The organism is Thermosyntropha tengcongensis (assembly GCF_055381335.1).
On the sequence record NZ_AP042437.1, the window covers coordinates 1033955 to 1046244 of the forward strand.

At 39.7% G+C, this 12290-nt stretch carries 14 protein-coding genes; 12 read left to right on the forward strand and 2 right to left on the reverse strand.

The annotated features are described in order from the left end of the window. Nucleotides 1-14 precede the first annotated feature (14 nt). From ACZ42E_RS04960 to ACZ42E_RS04975, 4 genes are read left to right on the forward strand one after another with little or no spacing between them, the layout of a single operon-like run. Complete coding sequence (locus tag ACZ42E_RS04960; RefSeq protein WP_464893341.1) at nt 15-1010, forward strand: metallophosphoesterase family protein; 996 nt, start codon at nt 15-17, stop codon at nt 1008-1010. Then, on the forward strand, nt 1007-2449 hold the full coding sequence (locus tag ACZ42E_RS04965) for an AAA family ATPase (RefSeq protein WP_464893342.1): 1443 nt from the start codon (nt 1007-1009) through the stop codon (nt 2447-2449). Before ACZ42E_RS04960 ends, ACZ42E_RS04965 begins: the two co-directional genes overlap by 4 nt. Before the next feature lie 18 nt (nt 2450-2467). Continuing rightward, nucleotides 2468-2734 carry a hypothetical protein gene (locus ACZ42E_RS04970; RefSeq protein ID WP_464893343.1) on the forward strand — a complete coding sequence of 89 codons (267 nt, stop codon included), beginning with the start codon at nt 2468-2470 and terminating at the stop codon, nt 2732-2734. Continuing rightward, nucleotides 2734-3384 (forward strand): P-loop NTPase family protein, encoded by a 651-nt coding sequence (locus ACZ42E_RS04975; protein ID WP_464893344.1) that lies wholly within the window; start codon nt 2734-2736, stop codon nt 3382-3384. The genes ACZ42E_RS04970 and ACZ42E_RS04975 overlap by 1 nt, the downstream gene beginning before the upstream one ends. Here the strand turns inward: ACZ42E_RS04975 and ACZ42E_RS04980 are convergent. Beyond that, on the reverse strand, nt 3378-4400 hold the full coding sequence (locus ACZ42E_RS04980) for a DUF2225 domain-containing protein (protein ID WP_464893345.1): 1023 nt from the start codon (nt 4398-4400) through the stop codon (nt 3378-3380). The two genes, ACZ42E_RS04975 and ACZ42E_RS04980, sit on opposite strands and share 7 nt — an antisense overlap. 117 nt (nt 4401-4517) lie before the next feature. Between ACZ42E_RS04980 and ACZ42E_RS04985 the strand changes: the two genes are divergently transcribed. Further along, nucleotides 4518-6617, forward strand: a complete 2100-nt coding sequence (locus tag ACZ42E_RS04985) for a sigma 54-interacting transcriptional regulator (protein ID WP_464893346.1) — start codon at nt 4518-4520, stop codon at nt 6615-6617. A 57-nt stretch (nt 6618-6674) separates the two neighbouring features. Here ACZ42E_RS04985 and ACZ42E_RS04990 read toward each other — a convergent pair whose 3' ends face one another. Further along, nucleotides 6675-8033 (reverse strand): acetyl-CoA hydrolase/transferase family protein, encoded by a 1359-nt coding sequence (locus ACZ42E_RS04990; protein WP_464893347.1) that lies wholly within the window; start codon nt 8031-8033, stop codon nt 6675-6677. A gap of 366 nt (nt 8034-8399) precedes the next feature. Here ACZ42E_RS04990 and queD point away from each other — a divergent pair, with 366 nt between their 5' ends. The 7 genes from queD (at nt 8400) to surE (ending at nt 12256) form a co-directional block, all read left to right on the forward strand. Further along, nucleotides 8400-8774: a 6-carboxytetrahydropterin synthase QueD gene (gene queD, locus ACZ42E_RS04995; RefSeq protein ID WP_464893348.1), complete on the forward strand. Its 375-nt coding sequence runs from the start codon at nt 8400-8402 to the stop codon at nt 8772-8774. 3 nt (nt 8775-8777) lie between these two features. Continuing rightward, nucleotides 8778-9404 (forward strand): 7-cyano-7-deazaguanine synthase QueC, encoded by a 627-nt coding sequence (gene queC / locus ACZ42E_RS05000; RefSeq protein WP_464893349.1) that lies wholly within the window; start codon nt 8778-8780, stop codon nt 9402-9404. Then, the gene (locus ACZ42E_RS05005; RefSeq protein ID WP_464893350.1) at nt 9385-9942 is read left to right on the forward strand and encodes a DUF366 family protein; all 558 of its coding nucleotides are present in this window, start codon (nt 9385-9387) and stop codon (nt 9940-9942) included. Before queC ends, ACZ42E_RS05005 begins: the two co-directional genes overlap by 20 nt. Further along, nucleotides 9939-10670 carry a 7-carboxy-7-deazaguanine synthase QueE gene (locus tag ACZ42E_RS05010; RefSeq protein WP_464893351.1) on the forward strand — a complete coding sequence of 244 codons (732 nt, stop codon included), beginning with the start codon at nt 9939-9941 and terminating at the stop codon, nt 10668-10670. The genes ACZ42E_RS05005 and ACZ42E_RS05010 overlap by 4 nt, the downstream gene beginning before the upstream one ends. A gap of 85 nt (nt 10671-10755) precedes the next feature. Further along, complete coding sequence (locus ACZ42E_RS05015; protein WP_464893352.1) at nt 10756-10932, forward strand: YpmA family protein; 177 nt, start codon at nt 10756-10758, stop codon at nt 10930-10932. Nucleotides 10933-10944: 12 nt separating this feature from the next. Next, nucleotides 10945-11505 carry a signal peptidase I gene (gene lepB, locus ACZ42E_RS05020; protein ID WP_464893353.1) on the forward strand — a complete coding sequence of 187 codons (561 nt, stop codon included), beginning with the start codon at nt 10945-10947 and terminating at the stop codon, nt 11503-11505. Continuing rightward, on the forward strand, nt 11486-12256 hold the full coding sequence (gene surE / locus ACZ42E_RS05025; protein ID WP_464893482.1) for a 5'/3'-nucleotidase SurE: 771 nt from the start codon (nt 11486-11488) through the stop codon (nt 12254-12256). Before lepB ends, surE begins: the two co-directional genes overlap by 20 nt. Nucleotides 12257-12290 lie beyond the last annotated feature (34 nt).

Genomic DNA, 12290 nt, shown 5'->3' on the forward strand with positions numbered 1-12290 from the left:
AAGGAGAAGGAAAGATGCGGTTGCTTTATTTTACCGATACCCATTTGCGGGGCAATACTCCGCAGAACCGGCTGGATAGTCTGCCAGATACCTTGAAAAACAAACTGCAGGAAGTAGTAGAACTGGCTGATACTCTTGGTATAGATTATGTATTACACGGAGGCGATTTTTTTGATAATCCAAGCCCCTCCCTGGCAGCGGTGGGTGATTTTCTGGAGGTTTTTCGCCAGTTCAGGTGCCCTGTTTATGCAGTAAGCGGGAACCACGACCTTTTTGGAGGCAATCTTAATTCTTTAAACCGCACCCTTTTAGGTTTTCTGCATCGATTAGGTTTTGTGAAGCTTTTAATGCCGGGAGAAAGGACTTACCTCAAAAAACATGAGCTGGTTTTGCAGCTTACCGGACAGCCTTATCATTATGAAATCGATCGGCGTATTCCTGGTTTAGATTATGTAGTAAAGAAGGAAAATGCTGATGTGGCTGTACATATGGTACATGGCATGCTTCTGGACCAGGCCGTTTTTCCGGAAGCTGATTTTACCTTGATTGATAGTATTCTGGAAACCGAAGCTGATGTAACTTTATGCGGACATAACCATCTGGGTTTTGGCATAATCAGGAGAGAAGACAAGTTTTTTGTAAATCCCGGCGCTTTGGTAAGGCTGAGCAACCATAAACAGGAGATAACGCGCAAGGTAGGGGTAGTTTTAATAAAACTGGAAGGGAAAGAGGTAGCCTGTGAATTTATTCCTCTAAAAACTGCCTTGCCCGGGGATAAAGTTTTAACCAGGGAAAAGGCGGAGGGGAAAAATGAGCTGAGTGTCAAACTGGCCCATTTTATAAAGGAAATAAGGCAGGCTGCCGATTTAGAAAAGATGAATGCCCGCAGTATAGTGGAAGAAATAGCGAAGGCCGATGGGGTTGAAAAGGAAGTAAGAGAAGAGGCTTTGCGAAGGATAGCCCTGGTGGAGGAAGAACTGCGGCCGAAAAAAGCGAGGGATAGCAGATGAAATATTTAAAGCGCCTTTATATAAAGAATTTTCAATCTCATAAAGATACAGTTATAGATTTTAGCCCCCGCCTTAATATACTGGTAGGGGAGTCGGATCAGGGAAAAACGGCAGTAATAAGGGCTTTGCGCTGGCTTTTTTATAATAAGGCTCCCCGGGGGGACTTTATAAGGAGCGGGGAAGATTACTGCCTGGTGGCTGCGGAACTCAGTGATGGTACTGTAGTAAGCAGAATAAGAGGAAGAAAAATGAATCGCTATGAAATAAGATATCCGGATGGGACCGAAGATGTTGAAGAAAAAGTGGGGACCCAGGTGCCGGAAATAGTACAGGAGATACTGGGAAATGGACGCTTGTATGTTGATAGTGACAAATATCTTGATATCAACATAGCTTATCAGCTGGAGCCTCCTTTCCTGCTGTCGGAAACCGATGGGGATAAAGCCAAAATCATAGGTCTTATAGCTGATTTGGATATTATTGATGCTGCTGCCAGAAGGCTTTTGCAGGATATAAACCAGGCCAACACCAGAAAGCGGGATTTGGAGGAAGAGATAAGAAAACTTAATGAAGAACTGAAAACCTACGATGATCTGGAAGACAAAAAACTCCTTTTAAAAAAAGGACAGGAAGCCTTGATGAAGGTAGAAAGAAATCGGCAGCTGATTGGGACTATACAGGAGATGGAGGATAAATGGATAAAGCTTAATGAAGAAATGGCAGCTGTTGATGATAAGTTAAAAGAGATGGGGAGTATAGACCAGAGCGAAAGGTATAATGAAAAGATTTTTAAAGAATGGGAAAATATAAGGCTTTTAGAAAGCCTGGAAGAACGTTTTAATAATGCAGCCAAGGAACTGGGAGTTTGCCTGCAAAAGTTAAAAAAACTTGATGTTTTAGAGGAGCTTGGCGAGAAGAGGGAAAGGATAGGGGAAACCTTTAAGCTGCTGAGCGATATTTCTGATATAGAAGGGAAACGGCGGGATATAAAGGAAAAAATTAAAAAAATCAATGTTATTCTGCAGCAAACGGAAAACTTGCAGGAAGCGGAAGACATAATAGCCTGGTTAAGTGAAAAAAGGAATTTGGGTTTTGAATTGCAAAAAATCAGAAAAGAAATCCATGATAGGGAAAAGAGGTTAAAGGAAGCAGAGGATATTTTATTAAGGACACAAGGTTTGGAAAAAGGAGAAAAGTTAAAAAATGCTTTAGCTGTAAGTTTGGACAGATGCTACAGGCTGCAGGAAGTAAAACAGGCTTATGATAGGATCTGGATAAATTATAAACAAAATTTAGAAAAATTAAAAAATATAGAGGAAAATTATTCTTATCTGCTGAATGAGTATATTAAGGTTTTAAAGGAAGCCGGAAGGTGTCCGGTATGTAATACGGAAATAAGTGAAGCGACAGTGGAGCAAATCCTGGAAAGCCTTAATTGAGGGTAGGAGGGGAAAGTTATGGATAAAGGGCTTACTTATGAAGAGAAGATAAAAAGGCTTGATGAAGCATTAAAAAGAGCCAGGGATGAAAGAAGCCGCGCTTTAGCCAGCAAAGAGCATCTGGAAAAAGAACTGGCAGAGCTTAGAAAAAAAGCGGAAGAACTGGGAGTAGATCCCGATAGATTGGGAGAAAAAATTCAGGAACTAAAACAGGAGATTGAAAGAATGCTGGAAGAAGCCAAAAACCTTTTGCCTCCCGAGTATAGAGAAAAGGTGGGCTTTTGATGCGGGAAGATATTTTGAAACAGGCTTATGCAGAACTGGATGCCGAGATTAAAAGAAGAGAAGGGGAAAGAGAAAAAATAAAACAGATTATTGCAGCTTATCAGGAGGAAAAGTCCGCCCTGGAAGATGTGATTTCACTATACTTTAAGGTAAATGAAATATATAAAAAAGCAGCTGAATACGCTCGGGAAAATTCGAAATTGACTATAGAAAATATTGTGTCCAGGGCTTTACAGGCTATTTTCCAGGATAATATGGAGTTTAAAATCGAACTTGCGGAAAAAGGAAACAAGCCAGCAGCTGATTTTTTAGTTTCTTCTACCTGGGAAAATGATTTTGTCATAACTAATGATCCCCAGGAAGCCAGAGGGGGAGGGATAGTAGATATCATATCCCTGGCTTTAAGAATCGCGCTTATGGAAACCTGCCGCATTCCCAAGTCAGTCCCTCTGGTTCTGGACGAGCCGGCCAAGCATGTTTCGGATGAATATATAAGCAATGTAGCAGCTTTTTTACATGAGGTGATAAAAGCTTTTGAACGGCAGATAATAATGGTTACCCACAACCATTATCTGGCATCTGCCGGGGATATGGTTTATGAAGTAAAGATGGAGAATGGCGAAAGCAAGGTGATTGTTAAATCTCATTGATGCTTGGACAATATTTCAATAAGCCGGTTTATAAGTTCTTCTTCACTGCTAAAAGAGAAAGCAGGGTTTTCTCCCACTACAGTTATCAAGGCGTCCAGGACCCCTCTTAAGGTTTCTTCCCGGGTGAATATTTTGTTTTTTACAGCATACTGATTGGATAGTTTGCGCAGCCATTCTATCTGGTCTTCATATAAATGAACCGGCATTTGAAGGAGAGGTCTCATTTTTTTTGGTTTATCCGGGGCATTGACGCTGTTTTTTGGTTCTGCATCAGCAGCTGGTGGGTTGATAGTTTCTTTTTTATCTGCCGGAATCGTATCATAGGGCTTATAATCTTTTTCTTTCATTTCTTCCCTGGTTAAGGACCACTGTTCGCGCGCCATTTTTTCAATAGCGGGAAAACTTTTTATATTTTTATGCATTATAACCCGGTTGAACCAGTTTACAGCTTCCTTAAAATTGCCCAGGCGGCGGTTAAGTTCACCGATAAGATAGATAAGCTGCAGTTCATTCATGTTTGAAGCATGGTATCCGGAAGAGAAAGCTTCCAGGTAATAGTTTAAGGCTTCTTTCAAAAGTTTTGTTTCTAATTCCTGATTTCCTATCTCGCGGGCGATCCAGGCAGAGGCCAGAAGAAGGCCGGCTATTTCTCCTGGAGGGGCTTTTTTTAGCTTGCTGGTGCGGACAGCCAGGTGAAAAGAAAGCAGTGCTTCTTCTGGTTTGCGCTGACCACATAGATTAGGGGTTTTATCTGATTTCAGCTGTGATAGGGCAAGAGCGATTTGTTCAGCAGCCTGGGATGGCAGCTCATTGTTGAAGTTATTATTAGAAGCAGCATATTCACATACAGGACATACAATAATTGAGTAATGGAGGGGATTTATTCCGCGATAAACAGTGTGAAAATCGCTTTCCTTTTTTTCTACGTAAATGGCAGAACTGCGGACTGCCAGGGAAGTAAATTTGGTTTTACATACAGGACAGGTATATTCGCGATTAAAAAATGCTTCTGCCAATTTTAATCACCTCAGGCAAAGTTTATATAAATATAGCCATTATCTATAATAGCAAATAATTGCTGAAAAAGATTATAAATCTAGAATTTTAAAATACAAATGTAAGGGGGTGGTAAGGTGAAAATAAAAAAATTTATGAGCACCCAAATTATAAAGCTGGCTCCTGAGCTCAGCCTGAAGGAAGCCTGCCGAATATTTTTGGAAAACAAGATAGATGGGGCGCCTGTGGTAAAAGACGGCATACTTGTAGGATTACTTACCAAAACCCACCTTTTGCGGGCTTTTTATAATGGGGTTTTGCCTGATGAACCGGTAGAAAATTTTATGACCAGGGAAGTTAAGTTTTTACATCCGGATGAAGATATACGTGATGTAGATATTATGTATACTGGAAGGTATCCGGTGGTAGAAGAAGGAAAACTGGTAGGCTTTATAACCAAATCCGATATTATGCGGGGTTTAAACCGGGTTATAGATGAGATGGCCGGGCAGCTGGAAACAGTGATCAATTCTGCCTATAATCCGATTATTGCTATTGATGGTGAAGGCAAGATAAGGATATGGAACAAAGCGGCGGAAAAATTAACCGGCATGCTGATGGAAGAGGTTATAGGGAAGTTTATAAATGATGTTATACCGGAAAGTGAGCTCTTTAATATAGTCAAAACAGGAAAAACAGAGTACGGCGTTAGACTAAAAATTAATGATATCTCAGTAATAACTAACCGGGCTCCTATACTGGAAAATGGAGTAGTTACGGGTGCTGTAGCTGTATTATATGATGTGACAGAAATTGAAAAGATTTCTCAGGAACTTGAATATGTGAAATCTTTGAACCGTGAGCTGGATGCTATTTTTGAAGCATCTTTTGACGGGCTTTATATTACAGATGGGCAGGGCAAGACTTTAAGGATAAATAAAGCCATAAAACGCATGACTGGATTGGGAGAAAAAGAGCTTTTACATAAAACTATGAATGAGCTGGTGGAAAACGGCACTTTATCCCGCTCTGCTACCCTGATAGTTCTGGAAAAGAAAAAACCTGTTACGACTACCCTCACTACTATAACAGGCAAGACTTTGCTGGTAAGTGCGGTGCCGGTTTTTGACGAGGATGGTGAAATAGTAAGGGTAGTAACTAATGTGAGGGATATAAGTGAACTTAACAGGCTAAAACAAAAAATTGAGCAGCTGGAAGGGCTGAAGAAACATTATGAGTCCCAGGTAAATCAGCTTAAAGCCAAATTTTCAGGACAGCTGGTGTTTAAGAGCAAAGTAATGGAAGATATAATTTATCAGGCTGCCAAGATAGCAGAGGTAGATACCACGGTCCTGATAACTGGTGAGTCAGGCACAGGAAAAGAAGTTATAGCTGAGATTATCCAGAAGAACAGCCCGCGCCGGGATAAGCCTTTTATCAAGCTGAATTGTGCAGCTCTCCCCGAAAATCTTATTGAGTCTGAACTGTTTGGTTATGAAGCAGGTGCTTTTACCGGGGCAAAAAAAGAAGGAAAACCGGGGATGTTTGAGCTGGCTAATGGTGGAACTTTGCTTTTGGATGAAATTGGAGAGCTGCCTTTACATTTACAGGTTAAACTGCTTAGAGCACTTCAGCAGCAAGAAATATTCAGAGTGGGAGGCACGCAGCCTATTAAGGTTGATGTTCGCATAATTGCAGTTACCAACCGGGATTTAGATAAACAGGTTAAAATGGGGGAATTTAGAAAAGATTTATATTACAGGATTAATGTAGTCCCTATTCACATACCTCCCTTAAGAGAGAGAAAAGAAGATATTCCTGTTTTAATCAAACATTTTCTGGATATGTTCAACCAAAGATATGATATGCATAAAAAAATGACGGGCGAAGTTGTTGAAGTGCTTACCAAATACTATTGGCCGGGAAACATAAGACAGCTGGAAAACCTGGTGGAAAGGCTGGTTATAACCAGCAGTGATGACTTGATAAACCTTAACGATCTTCCGGAATATATACTGCTATCTCACGAAAAAGTAGAAACCGAAGATGAGTCTGCTGTGGTAGTAAACCGGGTGGTACCTCTGAAACAGGCGGTTGAAATTACTGAAAAACAGCTTTTAGAAAAAGTATGGAATTTATACAGTTCCTGTCATAAAGCAGCTGAAGTCCTGGAGGTTGATCCTTCTACCATTTCCCGCAAGATGCGAAAATACAGGATAGTAAATAAAAACAAATAAAAAAAAGGCGGGGGTTCCGCCGGGGAAGGTTATTATGAATTTTTTATAATTAATTTTTTAATAATCTTGCTTGTTGGTTCTGACCCAGATTTTCATGCGATCAGCTTCTTTAACAAGTTCATCTCTAAAATCAGGATGTGCTATATTTATGAGAGCTTCTGCTCTTTCCCAGGTACTCTTGCCTTTTAGAACGGCATATCCAAACTCAGTTACTATATAGTAGGCAAGAGAGCGGGGAACCGTTACAATAGTTCCCGGTGCAATAGTCGGTTTTATGCGGGAAATAACGGTTCCATCTTTCAAGGTGGTGGTGGAGCTTAAACATATAAGACCTTTTCCGCCTTTTGATCTAAATGCACCGTAGATAAAGTCGAGCTGGCCTCCAGTTCCGGAAATATGTCTGCCCTCCGATGCTTCTGAAGCTACTTGCCCGAACAGGTCAACTTCTATAGCATTATTTATGGCAAATACTTTATCATTTTGAGCAATTATAAACGGGTCATTGGTGTAATGTACGGGATAGCTGGCACAGACTGGATTATTATTGAGGAAGTCATATAACTTATCTGTTCCCATGGCAAAGGTATAAACCATTTTTCCCTTGTCCAGGTTTTTATATTTGCCTGTGATCCTGCCTGCCTCGTACATATCGACAAAGGAATCTACCAGCATTTCTGTATGCACTCCTAAATCTTTAAGGTCTGATTCTGCAATCATAGCTCCTACAGCATTGGGAAGACCACCTATTCCCAGCTGCAGACAGGCACGATCTTCCAGGAGTTCCATAACCTGCTTAGCTATTTTGCGGTCGGTTTCCGTTATCTGGGTAGGAGGCAAATTAAACAGTTTGGGATTATCTTCGCTCTCCACAATGTAGTCCACCTGGGATATATGGACAGATTCGCTGTTTCCTCCCAAACATATGGGAACTGAGGTATTTACTTCTACAATTACCGTTTTGGCCTTGTTTATAACATAAGAAGTGATAGAATTTGATGTACCCAAATTAAAGAAGCCTCTTTCATCCATTGGTGAAACCAGAACGAAAGCTACATCGATGGTTAAAAATTCTTCGATCAGTTTTCTTGCTTCATGATAGGCTATAGGTATATAGTTGCACAAATTTTGTTCATGCAGGCGGCGAGAAAGTGCGGAAAAATGCCAGTCGTTATAAATGAAGTGTTTGCGTTCCGGATCTACTTTAATTACTTCTGGCATAAAGGTAGTACAGACAGCGCGTATTTTTACATTTTCGAGTTCATTAACCCTTTTAGCAAGTGCTGCATCCAATGTTTTGGGCTGCATTACAAATTCGCCATACTGCACCCAGTCTCCCGATTTTACTACTTTAACTGCCTCTTCGGCAGTAACTTTTTTCTGCTTATACTGGTAATGAAAGTCAGTAGCGATAGCCATTTTTGAACCCCTCCCCAAAAAGATGATTTTAAATATTCTTTGTTAAAAATTTAAAGCAAGAATTATGCCAATAGTTGAGAATTTTTTTATTTGAGCAGTATGCCTGTATAACAGGCAGGGGATTTTAGAATAAATTGCAATATAATGATTTTTTTGCAGTAATGCAATATTTTTTTGCAATTCTGCAAAATCTCATGAAAATTCTGAATATAATTAACTTAATATAACAGAGATATATATTGCCAAAATGCATTGCTATTTAATAAATTAAGAGGAGTAATTATTCTAGCTGTATTTTTAAAATAGCTACTTTAATGGTAAAATCTATATGAACGAAATCAATATTTACGGCATGGAGTGAATTTTATGGCTTATGAATTAGGAATTATTCAGGAGTTTGCTGCTGCTCATAAACTTAACGATTACCCTGGCAATTGCAGTAATATTCATGGACATACCTGGAAGGTAGAGATAATAGTAAGAGGAAAGCAGCTTGACTCTACTGGAATGCTGATAGATTTCAGGGAACTGAAAAAAATAGCTGCCAGCATAATTAAAGAAAAATATGATCATAGATTTTTAAATGAGGTGGAGCCTTTTGATAAAATAAATCCCACGGCTGAGAATATAGCCCGTGAGATATACAAAGAGATGAAAAATCTGCTGGAGGATACAGCGGAGGTTAAAAAAGTAAAAGTTTGGGAGTCGTCTACTGCTTATGCTGTTTACAGGGAGGAATAAAAAATGAAAGCAGTTGCCTTACTTTCGGGCGGGCTTGATTCAGTAGTTTCTATGTTGCTGGCTATGAGGGAAGTTAAGGTAGAGCTGGCGATAACTATCGATTATGGACAGAGAGCCAGGGAAAACGAGATAAAGGCTTCCCGCAACATATGCCGTATTTATGATGTTAATCATGAAGTGGTAGAACTTTCTTTTATGAAAGGAATACAATCAGACCTTATAAAATCAGGCTCTCTCCCCATAAATAACCCCTGGGTGCCTAACCGCAACGGGCTTTTTATAAACCTGGCTGCCTGTTATGCTGAATCTATCAAGGCAGGTCTTGTTGTTTGCGGATTTAACAGGGAAGAGGCCTTAAGTTTCCCTGACAATTCAGAGGAATATGTGAGGGCAGTCAACCAAGCCCTTTACTATTCGACAACCAACCATGTAGAAGTTAAATCTTTTGTACAGGATATGGACAAAATAGATATTATAAGAACTGCAGCAGAGCTGGGGCTTGATTTCCGGTATATCTGGAGTTGTTACCAGGGAGGGGAAAAACCTTGTCTAAAATGTTCATCCTGTTTGCGCAATATGGAAGCTTTTGCAAAGGCGGGGATAAAGTACAATGAAGATTTTATTTATTGATGACAGGATAGACTATGATGGAACTCAGCTGGCTCCCCACTGGATATACAAAAATTTTGGCATTTTAGGGGATGCGGCCGTCTCTTTTATAGGCGAAGCCCGGGTTCCGATAGAAAATATGGTGGATTTGGCAGATGTTAAAGAAAATGCTTTTATTTATTCCCCTTTGATGCTTCATTTTATCGTAGAGCATTTCCATAATGACTTGGAACTTGCTGTATACAGGCAGAGGATACTTATAACATGCATAAAAGAAGAGCTGGAACAGTTTGGTATAAATGTGCTCAGGTTAGGTGATGATTTATATGTGAATAAGGGAAAACTTTCCGTTTCTATTGCCACTGCTTCTCCCGTATCTACCCTTATTCATACCGGGGTTAATATTGAGACGCAAGGGACCCCGGTTAAAACGAGTGGGCTATCGGAGCTTGGCATTGCCGATATTAATTCTTTTGCTTTTAATGTTCTGAAACGTTATGAACATGAACTGGAAGGGATTTATGAGGCTCGCTGCAAAGTTAGGGGGAAATATGTTTGAAAGCTTATCTTCTTGAAATTATGGAAAGTATTCAGGGAGAAGGTTTAACTGCCGGCAGCCGACAGATTTTTTTACGCTTTTGCGGATGTAATCTGAGATGCAATTACTGTGATACCAGGGCTTCTCTGGTAAAACCGGAAGAAGGTTTTCTTTATCCTCACACTGGAAGCAATGAGGGCAGGGAAGTTTTTAAAAATCCAGTTGATACATTATCTATAGTGGAATTTATAAAGAATTTTTCCGCTTCCTGGATAAGTTTTACCGGTGGGGAACCGCTTTTATGGTCAGATTTTATAAGTGAGCTGGCTTTAAAACTGAAGCCCCGGGGATACAGGTTTTTGCTTGAAACTAATGGAACCCTGGTGGAAGAGTTGAAAAAATGCCTTAATATAATGGACCTTATAAGTATGGATTTTAAGCTTCCTTCTGCTACCGGTGAAGACAACTGGGATGTTCATTATTTTTTTCTTAAAGAAGCCGTATCACGGCCATGCTATATCAAAATAGTTGTGAACCGGGATACTAAAAATGAAGAAATTGAATATGCCTTTGAAATAATAGAAAAAGTGGATAAAAGGATCCCTGTTTTTCTTCAACCTGCTACGATTGTAGGAAAACCAAGCCTTGAACTGCTGCCCCGGTTATTGAAAATACAGGAAACAGGAATGCGAAGGCTGGAAGATATAAGGATAATGCCTCAGATGCATGTTTATCTTGGTTTGATATAAATTTTATTTTATTATTATTTGCTAATAAACTTGTAAGCTCATATATATTAAACTACAATATAACAGGGAAAGGAGAAATTTCGATATGGAAGAAGATAAAAGCAAACTGGAGATTATTGCGACCAAAACTTTACCAGCCAGTGATGATTTAGTGCGTTTGGTTGACTTTTTGAATAAAAATTTAAAGAGCAAAAGAATAATGTTTGGTATTACCAAGGATAAGGAAAATAATGAAATGACAATAAGCATTTATGAATTTTAATGAGGTGAAGAAATGGGCAGACTGCTTAAAGATTTTTTAAAAGAAACAGTAAGTGTAGTCGTAATCGCTTTTATACTGGCTATGCTTTTAAGGACTTATGTTGTAGAAGGTCGCATAATTCCTACCGGGTCGATGCTCCCTACTTTGCAGCTCCAGGACAGGGTAATGGTTAATAAATTTATCTACCGCTTTAAAGAGCCTCAGCGCGGGGATATTATAGTTTTCAGACCTCCGGATGTCATCAATGCCAATGAAGATTACATAAAAAGGGTTATCGGGCTTCCCGGCGAAAAAGTGGAAATGAAAAATGGTAAAGTATATATAAATGATAAACCGTTAAAAGAGCCTTACCTGGCTGAACCTTTAGATTATGAATATGGACCGGTGTGGGTGCCTGAAGACTGCTTTTTGGTACTGGGCGATAACCGCAATCACAGCTTTGACAGTCATATGTGGAATGCCTGGCTTACCAGGGACCATATCAAAGGGAAAGCTTTTATGGTATACTGGCCTGTAAATCACCTTCATTTATTGGAACGAGGTGTAAGTTTTGATGAAGATACTGGTAACTAATGATGATGGCATTCATGCCAGGGGAATAAATGCTCTGATAAAAAGTCTGGGAGAAATAGCGGAAGTCTATGTGGCTGCACCGGATCGGGAAAGAAGTGGCACTGGCCATTCTATAACTGTTTTTGAGCCTATTCGCGTAAAAGAAATAAAAGTTCCTTTAGCTAAGAAAGCCTGGATAGTAGGCGGCACTCCGGTTGATTGTGTGAAACTGGCCATGAGCAAACTGGTAGATGATGTCGATCTGGTGGTTTCTGGAATAAACCATGGTCCTAATCTGGGAACCGATGTATTATATTCGGGGACTGTTTCTGCTGCAGCAGAAGGAGTTATAATGGGAGCTCCTGCAGTTGCTGTATCTCTGGATTGTTTTGATGAGGAGCCTGATTTTGCCTATGCAGCTGAATTTACCTGTGAAGTGGTACGCATGGTAAAAGAAAAGGGGATAGCCAAGACTACCCTTTTGAATATTAATATTCCAGCTGTTGAGCTGGAATATATAAAAGGCATTCGGGTTACCAAGCTGGGGGTAAGGAATTATGAAAATCTCTTTGAAGAGAGAAAAGATCCTAGAGGAAACACTTATTACTGGTTAGGAGGGGGAATAAAAGAGGAACAGCAAGATGAGGACAGTGATGTATTAGCGGTTAAAGAAGGTTATATAAGTATAACACCTATACATCTTGATTTAACGGATTATAAACTTCTAAATGAATATAAAAAATATTTCACCAAGGATTTTATAAAAAAATAGCGAATTACATATAATAGAGCGGCCTTACACCTCT